Genomic DNA, 17,320 nt, shown 5'->3' on the forward strand with positions numbered 1-17,320 from the left:
GCGCTTATTGCCCAGTCGCTGTTGTCTTAAAAATAGCATGGCTATCTAATAAACTTTGATAATTTGATAAATAGTGTAGCTGATTTGGTTTTTTTTGACTATGATTAGTCGTCATTATATGTAAAACGTCCCAACTTTTAAGATTATATTATTTATTATTCGTTTATAAAGCGCTGTAGCTGTCTAAAACAGACTTGATAGACGATATATTGCAATCCAATAGGCTCTACAAATCATAGGTGTGCCCTTGTTATATTCTCCGCTTTACCAAAGCATCCGTTTGATTTTATTTGGCGCGCTAGGCTTATCAAGCCTGACCGTTAGTGCCGCTATCAATCAGACTGACTCGATGATGCCTGAGCCATTGGTGACTGATAGCTCAAACCAGTATGCCGATAACGTAGCAACTGATGCTGGTTTTAATAATGAAATCAATCAAGACATCAGCTATCAAAGCGACAGTCAGCAGGCAGCAGCCTATAAAAAAGCCAGTTTGAGTAGTGATGCTACTCTAGGTAATGACGCGGCTGTAAATAACAATAATATCACTGCGATTAACGATCGTACCAAGACGAGCCAAGATAGACGCGTTGCTCCAGTAAATACAAGCAACGCAGCAAAAGCTGGTAATCGTCGAATTGATACCAATGATGAGAGTATTCAAGAAAGCCTTAAACGTTTAGCAGAATTTTATGAGCTGACGCCAGATACGAATGTTGCAACATCAAACAATACTACAGCCACTAGCGTAAATGACGAACAAAATAATATTCAAAACAGTTTGACGCCTGTAACGACTAATATCCCAACCGTAGGTAGCAATCTGCGCTTGCTGCCAAACACTGTCGATAGTGCGGCGCGCTGTGAGGGACAATGGGTCTATCCTAAGAAAAACCCTAACTATCAACGGGCTGTTAATGAAGCAAGCGCCAGTAGTGGGCAACCAGCACCCAATTTAAATGGTCTGCCCAATAATCAAGCGCCACTATTTGCAGAGTCAGATTATGGCTACTATGATAATGTCGATTATGCCGAGCTATCAGGTAATGTCATCATTGACCAAGGGACTCAGCATATTGAGGCTGAAAAAATCGTATTGGACTTAAGCAACGGGGTGGCAGCGGCGCAAGGTAAAGTGATGTTTACTGACCAAGCTACGGGCAATGTCTCTGTAACTGGGGCACAAGACCGCATTCAGCAAAACGGTAAAACCAGCCTTACTGATAAAGCAACGCAAGGTGGTCTCATTGGTGTTGCTGACAATTTGAATTATAATACTGAAACAGGGCAATCTACTGCTACAAATGTTGCCTTTGCCAGTGTTGAGCTACAAGCACATGGTTATGCCAAGCGCTTAAACCGACCGAATGAGAGCCAATATGAATTGGATGAGGTCATGTATAGCACCTGCCCTCCGACCAATCGTAAGTGGCAATTTGATGCCAAAAGCATAGATTTAGACACTGAGACAGGACGCGGTGAAGCTTACAATACCACCTTCCGTATTGCTGATGTGCCCGTATTTTATCTGCCCTATTTTAACTTTCCGATAGACAGTCGACGCGGTAGTGGCTTCTTATTGCCTAATGCAAGTATCAGTAGCGAAAACGGACTTGAAATTGATGTGCCTTATTATTTCAACCTAGCTCCCAACTATGATGCCACGCTAAGCACGCATATTTATACCACTCGTAATCCTATGCTATCTGGAGAGTTTCGTTATTTAACAGAAAATTATGGCGAGGGTATCTTTAATGGTTCGTACTTGCCTAATGATAAAGAATACGATGGCGAAGACCGCCGCAGTTTGTTCTATGATCATTATTGGTCATCTACCAGCATCCCACGCCTAAGCGGTGAGGCCAAATACAGCTACGTATCTGATGCCGACTACCTTAATGATTTTGATACGCTAGGTTTATCAGATAACACCTTAAACTTGCCGCGCCGAGCGCAACTGAATTATTATAATGACTATGTCGACGGCGAGCTAAAAGTAGAAACCTTCCAAACACTTGATGCGTTGAATAACAATGGGCAGATGTTGCAAGATAAAGACAAGCCTTACTCGCGCCTACCGCAGCTCAAACTTGATTACCGTCTACCTTGGGCAAAGCATTTTGATATCACTGGCGTCAGTGACTCCGCTTATTTTAAAAAATCTATCGATGATGGTTCTGAGAATGAAAAAAGTGGCACACGTTTTTATAATAAACTCAGTGCATCTTATCCTATGGAGAACTCATGGGGTTATATCAAGCCAAAGCTAAGCTTACAACATCTGTTTACCACTTATGATGAAGACAGCTTAGTTGACAATTCACTGGATAAAGATGATGGCAGCCAGTCAGTGTTTGTCCCGCAAGCCAGTATTGATGCAGGTTTACATTTTTATCAAGCCGGCTCACCGTTTGGCGCATTTGATGACACGTTAGGTGGTTATCGTTTACTTAGCCCGCGCCTGAAATATACTTACTCGCCTTATAAAGACCAAAACGATATTCCAAACTTTAATACTCGTATTGCCTCTATTAACTATGAGCAGTTATTCTCAGACAGCTGGTTTTTAGGGCATGATCGCTTACAAGATTTACATGCTTTTACCCCAGGTATTAACTATCGTTACATCGATGCAACGGGCGTGACACGTTTTGATGGTAGCATTGGTGAACAATTTTATCTCGATGATGGACGCGTTACGCTTGATAATACAAAACCTGTCTTTACCTCATCCTCTTCAGGGTTAGTTTGGGATACCAGCACACAGCCGTATAATAATGTCTGGGTCGATGTGAGTGGCGCGCTGACAAATAGCTACGATTTAAATTATATTACTACTGAGTTACGCTATCAGCCATCTGATAGAAGCTTATTTAATGTAGGCTTTATCAAACGTCAACGTGATGAAAATACCAACCAGTTACCACTGTCTGCATTGACAGTGTCAGCAGTTTTCCCAATCAATAATAACTGGCGTGTACTGGCTCAAGGTCAATACGACTATAATCGCAACCAAATGCTCGATTCATTGATTGGGATCGATTATGAAGATTGCTGTTTTGGCTTTGCGGTTTATGGTCGTCGTTATTATAATGACTTGAATATTGCTGAAAAACCCACACAAGCGATTATGGCAGAAGTGAGATTAAGTGGTCTTGGCAGTGGTAGTAGCCGTTTGACACGCTTACTTGCTGATAAAGTATTAGGTTTTGAACCTGTTCAAAATGCATGGAAAGACTAATAACATGATAAGAGACAAGCCTAATTTATAGCCTAGTATGTATGGTATAAACTGGTTTGCATTCTATTATAAACAACCCTAGCCAATACTTTAGTATTAACATTATTTGATGCTAAAGTAGTGGCGAGTGGATTTAACCGATTACCATCCGATGCAATGACATTGATGAGGAGCATCATGAGATTTTTTTCTTTACGCCAGACAAGCCAAGCAGTATTCCTATCAATGGGCTTAATGACTGCTCTTGGTATGAGCGTTAGTGCCCAAGCAGCAACGGTGAACTCTGCAAAAGCGCAAGCGACGACGACTCAAAAAAACAACGTGGCCCGTTTAACGCCTGCCAATAGTACAGATGGCATCATTGCATTGGTGAATGAAAATGCGATTTTAAAAAGTGATCTCATTGCTGCCATTGCTCAGACACAGGCACGTGCAAAAGCGGCGGGTGAACCTATTGCCAATTCAGCACAGTTACAGTCAGAAGTATTAAACGCCCTTATTTTGCGTGAACTACAGCTGTCCTTGATCAAACGTGTTGGTTTAAATCCCGATGAAGCGTCTATCAATAAGCGCTTAGAACAAATAGCAAAAGCAGAAGGTTTAAATAGCATCGCCGCTTTACAACAGCGTTTAGACTCAGCGCAATCGGGCAGCTACGCGACTTTGCGCGCGCAGTTGATTGAAGATGCCGCGATTCAAGCCTTACAACAGCGTCAAATCACCAATCGTGTGCGTATTAGCGAGCAGGATATCGATGCATTTTTGGCATCACCTGAAGCCAAACGCTTGAACCAAAGTGAGTATCAGACAGTCCATGTCCGTGTTCCATATATGGATGACTATAGTCGCCTATCAGAAGCACAGCGTAATGACGCTTTAAAAGTGGCACAAAAGTTACGTACACGCCTTCTTGTGCCAAATGTCAATGTCGCTGAAGCGATTGCAGCCAGTCAAGGCAGCTACCCTATCCCATTACAAGGTGGTGATATGGGCTTTCATAAAGCCGCTGCCCTGCCAACTGAGCTATCGAGCGAGATTACCAAACTTGAGGTTGGCGCTGTGAGTGCGCCTTTAGTCACCCCTGAAGGTATCGATATCATTAAGCTTGCCAATAAAAAAGCCAGTGATACCATGCTTGTTCCTCAGTGGAATACTCGTCATATCTTGGTTAAAGTTGATGAACTACAAACAGATGCTCTTGCTGAGCAAAAAATTAACGACCTATATAGTCAGCTACGTAATGGTGCTGCTTTTGATAGTCTAGCGTCAACGTATTCAGACGATCCTGGTTCAGCAGGGCGTGGTGGCGATCTAGATTGGGTTGGTGAAGATCAAATGATTGCTCCGTTTGAAGCAATGATGAAAAACACAGCTGTCGGTGACTATTCTGCCCCGTTTAAAACGCAATTTGGTTGGCACATACTCAAAGTTGAAGGTAAGCGTCAACAAGATGTCAGCGATGAGTATCGTCGTACTATGGCACGTCAAGCTCTATATCAACGCCTAGCACCACAAGCCAAAGAAGACTGGCTACAAGAGCTACGTGCTGGCGCTTATATCCAAGTGCTTGGTTAATGATTAAGTGAACTAAATAACCAGTCAAAGTATTTTATAAAAAAGGGTATATGCCAGTGCGTATATCCTTTTTTTATGCCTTTTGACTTGTTATTTAATTGAAAATAATTGTAGATACATAAACGATCAAGCATAAAAACGACGAGTAAAAATATATAAATCAATAACTTAAGCACAAAGAAAAGCCCCGAACCTAGGGCGATTGGTTCGGGGCTATGGTTTTTCATATTATTATTGTTATCTCTTCCGTGTTGACTCATCCTAAGCCATAAACAGTAATCTATGAGACAGTGGGCTGTCCTGTCCTTTTATTGATACTGTCTCAACACTACATCCTTGCGTATCCTTGTGTTGATGGATGTATTCTAAGACAATTGATGTGCAGCGACTAGAGGCTAAAGACCTTATTTAACGTAAGCATTTGCTTACGTCTGAATTGTTTAGCTAATAGGTATCCTTCGCTTATTAGGATTCTTCTCAATCTCACTTCTATTCCGATTCTTCATGCTCTTTAGACACCTTGCAACCTTCTTTTTTGCCTGCTTCGATCTTATTTTCCGCCTCTTTAAAGTCGGCTGCTTGTGCTGTAGGAGCATTTCCTTTTTGATTACTCTCCTCTTCCGGCTCATATTGCAACGTTGTCATTACAGGAAAGTGGTCAGAGCCAATCGAAGGTAAACGTTCAATATCAATCACTGTGAAGCAAGCACTATGGAAAAGATGATCCAATGCCCAACGTAAAAACGGATAGTTAACATGAAAAGTATTGATAAAATGTCGCCCAATACGGGGATCTAGTAGCCCTGAAATACGTTGAAAACGACGTGTGGTCTGTGACCAAGCAACGTCATTCAGATCACCTGCCAATATGGCCGTTTGCTTATTGTCTTTAATATGCTTACCAACCATCAATAGCTCAGCATCACGGGTCGTAGATTTATCAGCTTCTGTTGGACTGGGGGGCATAGGATGCAAGCAATAAAGCCAAATGACGCGCCCACCTTGCAACTGTATCTGAGTGTGAATAGAAGGTATATCATCAATGATCAAATATTTAATCTCAGGGTCTATCAGCTCAAGCTTAGAATAGAGATGCATACCATATAAATTATCTAAAGGCACTTTTACTGTATAAGGGTAATCAGACTCAACTTGGTTAAGCGCTTTTTCCCATTTTTCATCACTTTCTAAAGTAATTAAGATATCAGGTTGTTTCTGTTGTACTAACTCAACCAATTTATAAGTATCATCATTGGTGGTCAATACATTTGAAACCATGATTTTTAACTGATATTCCTCAACATCCGGCTTATCTTTGGCATTTTGTACTTCTTTCTTCCATAGCAGAGTATAGGGCAATACCATTCTGAGCTGAAAGGCTAACGTAATACTCAAAGCCGCAAACAATAGCCATTGTTCTAGCTGCCACTGAGGTCCAAATACCACCATGCCAAGCCAAGCAATGATACCAAGTATCATGATTTGAATACGAGGGAAATCCACACCGCGTACCCACCAATTATCAAGTGGTAGCCATCCCCAAATAGTGATAAATGCAACGAGCCCTGCCAGTCCTTGCGCACCGTAATATAGAAAGGAGAAATCCATCATGTGTATCGACCATTTATCAAATCAACAGTTATACCATTGATTATGTTCGTTATTATTATGGCTTAGCGTCTATAATAGCTAAACGATAAATTCTCTTAATAAAATGCATATAAAAATATTTAAATAAAAAACATAAAAACGAAAAGTGCTTAAGGTAAGCATTATATATAAAGGCTTACTTTAGCATTCCAGACAACCTGCGCCTACTATTGAACACTAATTACCTAATAGATACTATAAAACATTACAAAGATCAGGCTTACGTCTGTGCTTATTCTGTTATCAAAGTCGATATTTCACTCATGATGAATATCATTTCTCATTCATTAGCAGAGCTAGAAGAATGACCATAACTCAAAGTTATAACTATCATAGTTAATAGTGCTAGTAAAACCCGCGAAACCTATCAAAAAACCTTGCTTTTTGGAGCTATTCACGGCATTGTTATTGGTTGGCGATGCAACAATTTATTGTAAAAAAGGATTGAGTTTGATGAGTGATTTAACAGTAGGTTTGGTAGGCTGGCGCGGTATGGTCGGGTCAGTATTGTTACAACGTATGATGGAAGAAAAAGATTTTGACGGTATTACGCCAGTATTCTTTTCAACCAGTAATGCAGGCGGTGATGCGCCAAGTTTTGATGGTATTAAGACCAGCCAACTACAAGATGCTCATGATATTGAAGCCCTTACCGCTTGTGATGTGATTATTACCTGCCAAGGTGGCGACTATACCTCAAAAGTACATCAACCACTGCGGGATAGTGATTGGGCTGGTTATTGGATTGATGCGGCAAGTACCTTACGCATGGAAGATGACAGCATCATCATTCTTGATCCGGTTAATCGAGTTGTTATCGATAATGCACTCGCTGAGGGTAAAAAAGACTTTATCGGTGGCAACTGTACTGTGTCACTGATGCTGATGGCAATTGGTGAGCTATTTAATAAAGGCTGGGTAGAATGGGTCAGCGCCATGACTTATCAAGCCGCTAGTGGTTCAGGCGCTAACAACATGCGTGAGCTTATTGAAGGCATGGGTGTATTACGTGATGCTGTTAAAGATGAGCTTGCCAATCCTGCTAGCGCCATTCTTGAGATTGATAAAAAAATCGCTCAGACTCAACGCTCAGACGATTTTCCTAAACAATATTTTGGCGTGCCATTAGCCGGTAGCTTGATTCCTTATATCGATTCACAATTAGAGAACAAGCAGTCTCGTGAAGAATGGAAAGGTGGTGTTGAAACCAATAAGATCCTTGGCAACTCTGAAGCAAATAAGATTGCTATCGATGGTATGTGTGTTCGCGTTGGGGCGATGCGCTGTCATGCACAAGGCTTAACAATTAAGCTCAAAAAAGACATTCCATTAGAAGAGATCGAAGCAGCACTGAAGAATAGCGGTAATCAGTGGTTAGACGTGGTTGAAGACAATAAAGAAGCCACTATGAACCGCTTAACGCCTGTTGCAGTAACCGGCACCTTAACGGTTGCACTAGGTCGCCTGCGTAAGCTTAATATGGGTCCTGAGTATTTAGGCGCATTCACCGTGGGTGACCAACTGTTATGGGGCGCGGCTGAGCCATTACGCCGTATGCTGAACATCATTCGCGAGCAAAATAGCTAAAGCTAATATTCTGAATTTGGATATAAAAAAGACAGCAATTGCTGTCTTTTTTTATGAGTTATTTTTGCTGATAAGCAATCATGATTTCATTGCGGCGCATAAATGGCAGTGTCCATGGTGGATTGTAACGTGCTAATTCGGGTTCACCTGTCATCTTTAATTTTTGCGCCTGCATCCAAAACTGTAATTCTGCCGTTTTCGCAGCCACCTTTTCACTGCCAGCAAGCCCTGAAAACTTAATAATACCGTAAGTCTTAGCGGGTACTTTCACAATTTCAATATTTGAATTATTTGGTTTTGGTAGCGTTTGCAGTGTGTATTGGCTTGGCATGGTAAATTGCACACGCCACTTTCCATCGTTTTGTTGCATACTTACTGGCGCTGTCATGGCTATTTTTTGTGACTTATCACTGCTATTTTTATTTTCAGATTGCATCGTCACAGGGGCAGTCATGCTGATTTTGCTACTCTCGCCACTTGGCGCAGTATTGTTACCAAATATATAATCTGCTAACACCTTAAACCCTGCACGACTGGCCATATTTTGATTACCGGAAACCCAAGTTTGCGCCACCAATTGCTCATCATAACGACGCAATTCAAAATTTTCAGTTTGCGACAAGACAGTATATTTCGGCTCTTCGGTAGCCATAGCTGCTCCTGATATCGATAATAAGCTACTTAACAATAAGCTGCTCATTAAGTAATTTCTTTTGGTCATGACTTATCTCCATTGTCCAAAAGCATATAAGGTATTAATATTTGGGTTTTGGTCTGTTTTCTACTTTAACAATGACTTGATCACGATGTCTGTAGCTTTTAGTTATAGTCGACTAAAAACACCCCATGAAATCTAAGCTAAATAAACATCAATAACCAAAAAAAGCCTAACAATGCTATAATTAGCGCCATTTTCATAGCTCATATAGCGGTTACCTTATGCAATTTGTCTTACATAAAACAGCCAGTGGTGTCACTCGCGCACGCCGTGGTACAGTCCACCTCAATCATGGCGATGTACAAACGCCAGCCTTTATGCCAGTAGGTACTTACGGTACCGTTAAAGGTATGCTACCACGCGATATCGAAGCAATTGGCGCAGATATCATCTTGGGCAATACTTTTCATTTATGGTTACGCCCTGGTACCGACATTATTGATAAATTCGGTGGCTTACATAAATTCATGCATTGGGATAAGCCTATTTTGACTGACTCTGGCGGATTTCAGGTATTCAGTCTTGGCGCGATGCGTAAGATCACTGAAGAAGGTGTGACTTTTAAATCACCTATCGATGGTGCTAAGGTCTTTTTATCACCAGAAAAATCGATGCAGATTCAATATAGCTTGAATTCAGATATCGTGATGCAGTTTGATGAGTGTACGCCCTATCCTGCCACTCACGATGAAGCTAAAAAGTCTTTAGAGTTGTCACTACGTTGGGGACAACGCTGCGTTGATGAGCATAAAAAGCTTGGCAGTACCAATGCGTTATTTGGCATCATTCAAGGCAGTATGTACGCTGATTTACGCAAGCAATCACTAGAAGGCTTGCTTGAAATTGGCTTTGATGGCTATGCCATTGGCGGTTTGTCTGTTGGCGAGCCAAAAGAAGAGATGATAGACGTCCTAGATTATATCGCAGATGACATGCCTGCTGATAAGCCGCGCTATCTGATGGGTGTCGGTAAGCCTGAAGATCTCGTTGAAGGAGTACGCCGCGGTGTCGACATGTTCGATTGTGTCATGCCAACCCGGAATGCGCGTAATGGTCATTATTTTGTCACAGGCGACGCCGATAATGCGGGCGTGGTACGTATACGCAACAGCCAATACCGCACCGATGAAGGTCCATTAGACCCTGAATGCGATTGCTATACTTGCCAGAATTTTAGTCGTGCTTATTTATCGCATTTGAATAAATGCAAAGAGATGCTTGGCGCGCAGTTAGCGACGATTCATAACTTGCGTTACTATCAACGTTTGATGCAAAATATCAGAGATGCCATCGAACAAGATAAATTTGATGAGTTCGTGAATGAATTTTATAGCAAACGCGGACAGACGGTGCCAGAGCTGAATTTGCGTTAATAGTAATGGTAATTTGACATTAGCTATTCATATATAAAATACAAAAAAGGCTTAAGATTAATCTTAAGCCTTTTTTGTTCACTAAATTTTGATAAGCTAACTATCAACAGGATACATATCAAGAATAAATGATTAGCCTACCAATGCAGCCACAAATACCACGATGACCGCGATTGGCGCTACAAATTTAGTAACGATTTGCCAAATCTGCCAAGTACCGTTTGATAAATTAAGCTCTTGCTGAATGCTACGTTGGTCCATTCTCCAAGCAAAGAAGATAATGCCTGCAAGACCGGTTAGCGGTAATAAGAACTTACTGGTAAGTTTGTCTAGTGCATCAAAGATGCCATTACCCATGATAGTAAAGTCGCTCCATAAGTTAAACGACAATAGCGCAGCGATACCCAATAGCCAAATCACAGTACTAGCAGCAATGGTAGACATCGTACGGTTCATCGATGTACGCTCTTCTAAGAACTCAACACTTGGCTCTAGCAGTGATATCGACGATGTCACAGCAGCAAAGGTAATCAATAAGAAGAACAAGGTACCGATAATCGTACCACCAGCCATGCTACCAAAAGCAATCGGTAGACTGACAAAAATCAAACCAGGACCTGATGCAGGATCAAGACCATTGCTAAAGATGATTGGGAAAATGGCCAAACCAGCTGCTAAGGCAATAACTGTATCTAAAATAACCACCGTACGAGCAGTTTTTAGTAAGTTCACTTCACGACCTAAGTATGAACCATAAGCCACCATGATGCCCATACCAATAGATAGGGTAAAGAAAGCATGACCCAATGCCGCTAGCATTACATCAACGGTCAACTTGCTCAAATCAGGTGCAAACAAGTAATTAACCGCTTCACCAAAACCACCATTTATCACGTTATAACCAACAATGATAAATAAAATCACACCCAGTAATGGCATCATAATTTTAGCAGCGTTTTCAATACCGCGTGTCACACCGATACCAACGATAAGTGCGGTAATGATCATAAATACCGTATGCCAAATCGTTAGCGTACCTGCTGATGCTAGCATTCCATCAAAGGTTGCAGCGACAGAGTCACTGTTTTGACCGGCAAAACTGCCCGTGCCAACTTTAGTGATATAGTTCAGCGCCCAGCCACCGATGACACTATAAAAAGAGAGAATTAAAAAACCACCTAAGATACCGGTTGCGCCGACAATACCCCAGCTACTTGACTTACCTTCACTAACAGCAACATCTTTAAAGGTATTAATAGGATTTTTTTGACCACGGCGACCAATGAGCCACTCAGCGACCAATACAGGAAAACCAACCAAAGCAATACAGAATAAATAGGCAATAACAAAAGCTGAACCACCGCTCTCACCTACCATATAAGGGAATTTCCAGATATTCCCTAAGCCGACTGCCGAGCCTACTGCTGCCAGTACGAAGCCAAAACTCGAGCTCCACTGCGCATGATCTTGTTTATTACTAGCCATTTTTCCTTCCTCATACTTCAATTAATATTGCTTATAATCATCCTTGATTATTATAAATAGCTGTCCATAATATTTGACTATTTACTCTATGCATCAATGTGATGCATCCAGCAACATTAAGAAAGAATTGTTTACATTGTTGTAGAGGCTCAGTTTCTGCTAAGCAACTAAAAAAGTCAAGTAATCATAAATATAAAAAGCCATAACTAATAGTTATGGCTTTTTATATTTATGATTACTATTTATAACATTTAGTTTTGATGGTAAAAACTATTTAAAATGAGCTACCGATGTATTAAAACAGAATTTAGCGCACGACTCCACGGCGACTTTTCTGTAGCGAATCAATTAAAAATTCGATTTTTGACTCTTTTGGCAACAGATCTTGTTTCAATACTTCAAGTGCTTGCCCTGTCGTTAAACCAGATCTGAATACCACACGATAAGCTTGACGCAGCACATCGATGCTATCTTTAGACCAGCCTTTACGGCGCATACCTTCGATATTAAGACCATGTGCCTTAGCAGGATTACCTGAAACCATAGTAAACGCCGCTACATCTTTTAAGACCAACGTTGCACCACCAACCAAACTATAATCATCAATTGTACAAAACTGATGAATGCCTGAATTGCCACCGACAATAATATGATTGCCAATGGTAACGTGACCTGCGACGCCAACATTATTAGCCAATACATTATGGTCGCCAATTAAGCAATCATGAGCCACATGAGTGTTAACCATGAGCAGGTTATGGCTGCCAATTTTTGTCAACCCACCATCTTGCTCAGTACCACGGTGCAAGCTACAGGCTTCTCGAATGGTATTATGATCGCCAATCTCAAGCCAAGTACGCTCACCTGCGTATTTGAGATCTTGCGGGTCTTCGCCAATGCTCGAAAATTGATAAAACTGATTGTATTCACCGATACGAGTCAATCTAGTGACCACCACGTGGCGATGCAATATAGTATGTGCACCAATCGTAACCTCATCACCGACAATACAGTAAGGTCCAATGGTTGCGGTTTTATCAATCGTAGCAGACGGTGAGATGAGTGCTGTGGGATGGATCTGACTCATAATAGAGGCCTTTGTATCATCGAATGCAATTAAATTAGTAAAACAAATACAGACAGCTTAGTGAAATTAACTAACCTAAAGCTGCCTTTGTCAAAAAATAAGATGATGCTAATAAATAAGCATTAACATCATGGTTTAAATGTTTCATGCATTATTCAAAGTGACTAATACGGTTTATTGCTCCTGACGGGCAATCATAATCTGCGCACTAACCGCAAGCTCATCTTCAACATGTACAGTACAATCAAACTTATAAATACCCTGCTTTTGCATCACAATTTTAGAGCGGATAATCAGCTGATCACCAGGGATAACACGGCGCTTAAAGCGCACTTTATCAACCCCTGCGAACAAGTATAAATAGCCATCTTCTGCCGTCAGTCCTGCACTAATAAAACCCAGAACACCTGATACCTGAGCCATGCACTCAACCATCAATACGCCTGGCATGATAGGCTCATCAGGGAAATGCCCATTAAAAAACTCTTCATTAATGGTGACGTTTTTTATGCCCGTGATACATTCGCCTGGTGTACAAGCAACTATCTTATCCACCAATAAAAATGGGTAACGATGTGGCAAATAATGCTTTAATGTATTGTAAGTTAATGGCAACGTTAACCCTTGTTCAGCCAAGCTTTTGATGTCTTCTGCCGTTGGGTTATCAATATTGCTAGTGCTCATAGTAGCGCTTCCTTGCTGTATTTAAAGTCTTGCTTGAGAGTAAAGCTTTGCTGAGTTTTAATATTATAAATAATCTAAGTATCAATTTTCTGTAACTATGAATCTTTAAACGCTAATCACGACCAAGCTGGCGAAAACGGACAGCCGCACGGCGCCAGTTAGCAGTTGGCATAGCAGCCGTTCCAGAAGAGTACGATCCGGCAGTGGTGATTGACTTAGTGACCATAGTCATACCAGATAAGGTAACATCATCTGTGATATCAATATGTCCGGTAATACCGACCGCCCCGCCAATAATGCAGCGTTTGCCAATTGTAGTACTACCTGCGATACCTGTATGAGCAGCGATAGCCGTACCATCACCAATACGGACGTTGTGTGCCACTTGTACGAGGTTATCAATAATAACATGATTTCCAATCACCGTATCATCGATGGCACCGCGATCTATACAGGTTTGACTGCCAATGCGTACATGATCACCTATCAGCACACGCCCTAACTGTGCAATACGCTCCCAACCTGTGACACTAGGATTGGCAGTGGGGGCAAAGCCAAAGCCTTCCGAGCCTATCGTCACCCCAGCGTGCAACCTAACATGACTACCAATAATACAGTCATGTCCTATCACCACTTGTGATTTGATAACACCATCTGTACCAATGGTAGTATTATCCTCGATGACTACATGAGCCTCAAGCACGCTGCGATCACCAATCTGCACTTGCTCACCGATGACACAAAAAGCGCCGATAGTCACTTTATTGCCAATAACGGCACTGTCGGCGATGACGGCTGTCGGATGAATACCGCTAAATGAATGTTGGCGAGCAAAAATTTGACTCACGCTAGCATAAGCCAAATAAGGGACCGCAACAATTAAAGCTACCGTATCACTTGGCACTTCTTTATGATGCTCTTCAGTGATAAGTACTGCCCCAGCACCAGTATTAGCTAGACTAGAAAGATAATGAGGATTAGCCAAAAAGCTCAACTGCTGCCGATTGGCCATCGTTAAATTACCAATACCCTCTAAGGATAGACGGCGCTGCTCAGCGCTAAGCTCAGCCTTGTTAAGAACAGGCTGACGCTGCTCAATCTGGGAGATGAGTTGCTCAATCGTTATCATAATCAGTATTAGTATTGGCAGGAATAAGAGGGTCGTCAAGTTGAGATATCATCTTGACGACCGGCTAAATCTAACGAACGATTCAATTACCTAAAGGGCTGAATAACAAGAATCAAACCCTTTACCTAGTAACAGGCAATTAGCAAGCACTTAGAAAGTGTTACCAATTTGGAACTGGACTTTTTCAGTCTCATCGCCTTCTTTGTCACCGATAGGTACTGCATAGCTCAAAGAAATCGGACCAATTGGCGTATACCAAGTGACGCCTAAACCGGCACTAAAGCGCAATTTATTGTCCTGTGTTAATAGGGGTACACCAGTATCGTCGCCCGTAGCTGGATCAATAAAGGTGCGATTTTCTTTGTCAGTGGTATCAAATACCTGACCACCTTCAGCAAATAGTACTGGACGTACTTGATCCGCCCAATCACCTTTAAATGGCATTGGTAAAATTAATTCAGTACCAAAGCTGACTAGCGCATTACCACCAACTTCTTCGTCTTTAAAACGCACATCATCATTTATCGCATCATTGTAGCTTTGTGATTTAGGTCCAAGCGTTGATGCTTCATAACCACGTACTGAACCATAACCACCAGCATAGAAGTTTTCATAAAACGGTAAATTGTTACCATAACCAAGCTTGGTATAACCGCGAGCAACCCAATCTTTATAGATAGGTTGATAAATATTACCACGATAAACCAGTTTCTGATAACTGGCATCACCTAAGCCAATAGTCGCATCGACTGTATGACTCATGCCTTTATTCGGAAATACGGGACGATCTAAAGTGCTGTAATCCCAACCGAATAGTAAGTTGTAGCTTTGATATTCGTTTTTAAAGCCCGTACGACCAGAGAATTCATCTTGATCATTATTGAATTTCTCGAACGTACCACCGTCATCTATAATCTGCTGAACGCTTGATACACCTAGACGGCTACCGCCACGTACTGTGGTGTTATCAATATTTAAGCCCGCACTCACACGTTTGGTTTCATCAACCGGATAGCTATAGTTCAACGTTGCACCATAAGCATCGGTAACATAGTTACTAACGTTTCGATCATCGTACTTGGTTTCACGGTAATAAGCGCTGATACCTTGTGATACACCATTTTCCGTGAAGTACGGATCGGTATAACCCAAGCTATAAGAATCACGTGTCTCTGAGCGTGACAAAGAAGCTTTAACGCGGTCACCAGTACCCATAAAGTTGTTTTGGGTAAGATCTAACTGGAAGGTAACACCGCCACTTTGTGAATAACCAGCAGCAATGGTTGAGCTACCAGATGGCTGCTCTTCAACTGCATAGTTTACATCGACTTGGTCTGGTTGATTAGGAACTGGCTTCACATCAACGTTAACATTTTTAAAAAAACCTGTGCGCATCAAACGCGTACGTGACAGCTGAATCTTATCACTAGAAGCCAATGACCCTTCCAACTGACGCATTTCACGGCGCAGTACTTCATCTTGGGTTTTTAAGTTACCAGTAAAATTGATACGGCGCACATAAATAGGACGTGCAGGATCAATATAATAATCGATATCGACTACTTTGGTCTCATCATTGATACGGGGTACTGGTCTGATTTGCGCTAAATAATAACCCTCATTACCATAACGACTCTTAAGAGCGGCAGTGGTGGCATCAAGCTTGGCTTGTGAGTACTTTTCTTTAGCATCAAAAGTGACAAGCTCTTTTAATTCACTGGTTTCAAAAGTTGGCTTACCTAAGAAATTAATTTCGCCAAACTGATACTGTTCGCCTTCGCTAAGACTGACTTCGATAAATACGCTGCTCTTATCTTCACTGATATTGAGCACCGCATTGTCTACCGAAAAGCGTACATAACCATCATTTAGGTACAGGGCTTTTAAATTTTCTAAACTTGCCGCGAGCTTCTCTTTCGCATAACGATCAGATTTAGATAATAGACGTGTCCACGAGGACTCTTTTACTGCAAAGACTTCTTTAATTTCTTTATCACTAAAGTGCTTATTACCAATGATATTGATATCAACTACTTTGGCCGGCTTGCCTTCGATAAAGCGCACATCAAGTTTGACGCGGTTGCCATCAAGCAGCGTCTGATCGACTTCAATATTACTATTGTAATAACCTTGGCTGATATATTGCTGTTGTAGCTCGTTTGCAACGCCTTGTAGGGTTGCTTGCTTAAGCACATTACCCACAGCAAGACCTGCATTATTTAAGCCTTGCTCAAGCCCTTCTTTGGGAATAAGTTTGTTGCCATCAAAATTAACTTCTGCAATCGTTGGACGTTCAACGACATCAAAGCGCAGCTTGCCGCCTTCAATACGGCTTTGAATGTCAGCAAAGTTTTCGGTGGCATATAGTGCTTTGATACTGGCAGCCAGATTTGCATCATTGACCGTATCACCTATTGCAATAGGCAGTACTGGATATAAACTATCAGGTGTTAGGCGTTGTAGACCATTAAAGCCAATATCAGTGACCACAAATTCTGCAGCCTGAACCGGCATACTCATCATTGCTACAACTAACGGCAACCCAGCCGCGCTCATAAATAAAGGCGTACGCATAAACACTATCCGTCAATAAAAAACTTGCTTAAGTTAAGTTGAAAAGCACATCTTATCTGGTCTCTTTTGTGTCATATCGTAACCACTTAGGGAACAGACTCAGAACACTTTATATAAAACGCGTCATAAAATAAACTAAAATATAAAATTAGTACAGCAGCACGGCGATAAAAGAAATTGCTTATCAGCCTAACAATAGATACAGGATAAGCATAAA

General features: G+C 41.5%; 11 protein-coding genes. 4 read left to right on the forward strand and 7 right to left on the reverse strand.

The window, feature by feature from the left end; genetic code table 11:
- The first annotated feature begins 247 nt into the window (after nucleotides 1–247).
- Complete coding sequence (locus FQ082_RS02330; RefSeq protein ID WP_149491889.1) at nucleotides 248–3,241, forward strand: LPS-assembly protein LptD; 2,994 nt, start codon at nucleotides 248–250, stop codon at nucleotides 3,239–3,241.
- A gap of 177 nt (nucleotides 3,242–3,418) precedes the next feature.
- A complete protein-coding gene (locus tag FQ082_RS02335) occupies nucleotides 3,419–4,816 on the forward strand; it encodes a peptidylprolyl isomerase (RefSeq protein WP_020443797.1) in 1,398 nt (465 codons plus the stop codon).
- Nucleotides 4,817–5,305: 489 nt separating this feature from the next.
- Here FQ082_RS02335 and FQ082_RS02340 read toward each other — a convergent pair whose 3' ends face one another.
- The gene (locus FQ082_RS02340) at nucleotides 5,306–6,427 is read right to left on the reverse strand and encodes an endonuclease/exonuclease/phosphatase family protein (RefSeq protein WP_149491890.1); all 1,122 of its coding nucleotides are present in this window, start codon (nucleotides 6,425–6,427) and stop codon (nucleotides 5,306–5,308) included.
- 492 nt (nucleotides 6,428–6,919) lie between these two features.
- Here FQ082_RS02340 and asd point away from each other — a divergent pair, with 492 nt between their 5' ends.
- Nucleotides 6,920–8,053: an aspartate-semialdehyde dehydrogenase gene (gene asd, locus FQ082_RS02345; protein ID WP_149491891.1), complete on the forward strand. Its 1,134-nt coding sequence runs from the start codon at nucleotides 6,920–6,922 to the stop codon at nucleotides 8,051–8,053.
- 58 nt (nucleotides 8,054–8,111) lie between these two features.
- On the opposite strand, the gene FQ082_RS02350 is transcribed toward asd, so the two are convergent.
- The gene (locus tag FQ082_RS02350; RefSeq protein ID WP_149491892.1) at nucleotides 8,112–8,774 is read right to left on the reverse strand and encodes an SOUL family heme-binding protein; all 663 of its coding nucleotides are present in this window, start codon (nucleotides 8,772–8,774) and stop codon (nucleotides 8,112–8,114) included.
- 218 nt (nucleotides 8,775–8,992) lie between these two features.
- Here FQ082_RS02350 and tgt point away from each other — a divergent pair, with 218 nt between their 5' ends.
- Nucleotides 8,993–10,144 carry a tRNA guanosine(34) transglycosylase Tgt gene (tgt, locus tag FQ082_RS02355; RefSeq protein WP_020443802.1) on the forward strand — a complete coding sequence of 384 codons (1,152 nt, stop codon included), beginning with the start codon at nucleotides 8,993–8,995 and terminating at the stop codon, nucleotides 10,142–10,144.
- 132 nt (nucleotides 10,145–10,276) lie between these two features.
- Here the strand turns inward: tgt and FQ082_RS02360 are convergent, their stop codons facing one another.
- The 5 genes from FQ082_RS02360 to bamA form a co-directional block, all read right to left on the reverse strand.
- Nucleotides 10,277–11,629, reverse strand: coding sequence for a sodium-dependent transporter (locus tag FQ082_RS02360; RefSeq protein ID WP_011514029.1), 1,353 nt, complete (start codon nucleotides 11,627–11,629; stop codon nucleotides 10,277–10,279).
- A 307-nt stretch (nucleotides 11,630–11,936) separates the two neighbouring features.
- The gene (gene lpxA / locus FQ082_RS02365; protein ID WP_149491893.1) at nucleotides 11,937–12,716 is read right to left on the reverse strand and encodes an acyl-ACP--UDP-N-acetylglucosamine O-acyltransferase; all 780 of its coding nucleotides are present in this window, start codon (nucleotides 12,714–12,716) and stop codon (nucleotides 11,937–11,939) included.
- Nucleotides 12,717–12,890: 174 nt separating this feature from the next.
- Nucleotides 12,891–13,400, reverse strand: a complete 510-nt coding sequence (gene fabZ / locus FQ082_RS02370) for a 3-hydroxyacyl-ACP dehydratase FabZ (protein ID WP_149491894.1) — start codon at nucleotides 13,398–13,400, stop codon at nucleotides 12,891–12,893.
- 112 nt (nucleotides 13,401–13,512) lie between these two features.
- A complete protein-coding gene (gene lpxD, locus FQ082_RS02375) occupies nucleotides 13,513–14,529 on the reverse strand; it encodes a UDP-3-O-(3-hydroxymyristoyl)glucosamine N-acyltransferase (protein WP_149491957.1) in 1,017 nt (338 codons plus the stop codon).
- 150 nt (nucleotides 14,530–14,679) lie between these two features.
- Entirely contained in the window at nucleotides 14,680–17,103 is a 2,424-nt protein-coding gene (bamA, locus tag FQ082_RS02380; RefSeq protein ID WP_149491895.1) for an outer membrane protein assembly factor BamA, read from the reverse strand.
- Nucleotides 17,104–17,320: the final 217 nt, after the last annotated feature.

This window comes from Psychrobacter sp. ANT_H56B (assembly GCF_008369245.1).
GTDB classification, from domain to species: Bacteria; Pseudomonadota; Gammaproteobacteria; order Pseudomonadales; family Moraxellaceae; genus Psychrobacter; species Psychrobacter cryohalolentis.

What these genes read in the sequence shown, in the direction of transcription:
- FQ082_RS02335 (WP_020443797.1), top strand. Translation starts at nt 3,419, where the DNA reads ATGAGATTTTTTTCTTTACGCCAGACAAGCCAAGCAGTATTCCTATCA.
- FQ082_RS02340 (WP_149491890.1), bottom strand. Translation starts at nt 6,427, where the DNA reads ATGATGGATTTCTCCTTTCTATATTACGGTGCGCAAGGACTGGCAGGG.
- asd (WP_149491891.1), top strand. Translation starts at nt 6,920, where the DNA reads ATGAGTGATTTAACAGTAGGTTTGGTAGGCTGGCGCGGTATGGTCGGG.
- FQ082_RS02350 (WP_149491892.1), bottom strand. Translation starts at nt 8,774, where the DNA reads ATGACCAAAAGAAATTACTTAATGAGCAGCTTATTGTTAAGTAGCTTA.
- tgt (WP_020443802.1), top strand. Translation starts at nt 8,993, where the DNA reads ATGCAATTTGTCTTACATAAAACAGCCAGTGGTGTCACTCGCGCACGC.
- FQ082_RS02360 (WP_011514029.1), bottom strand. Translation starts at nt 11,629, where the DNA reads ATGGCTAGTAATAAACAAGATCATGCGCAGTGGAGCTCGAGTTTTGGC.
- lpxA (WP_149491893.1), bottom strand. Translation starts at nt 12,716, where the DNA reads ATGAGTCAGATCCATCCCACAGCACTCATCTCACCGTCTGCTACGATT.
- fabZ (WP_149491894.1), bottom strand. Translation starts at nt 13,400, where the DNA reads ATGAGCACTAGCAATATTGATAACCCAACGGCAGAAGACATCAAAAGC.
- lpxD (WP_149491957.1), bottom strand. Translation starts at nt 14,529, where the DNA reads ATGATAACGATTGAGCAACTCATCTCCCAGATTGAGCAGCGTCAGCCT.
- bamA (WP_149491895.1), bottom strand. Translation starts at nt 17,103, where the DNA reads ATGCGTACGCCTTTATTTATGAGCGCGGCTGGGTTGCCGTTAGTTGTA.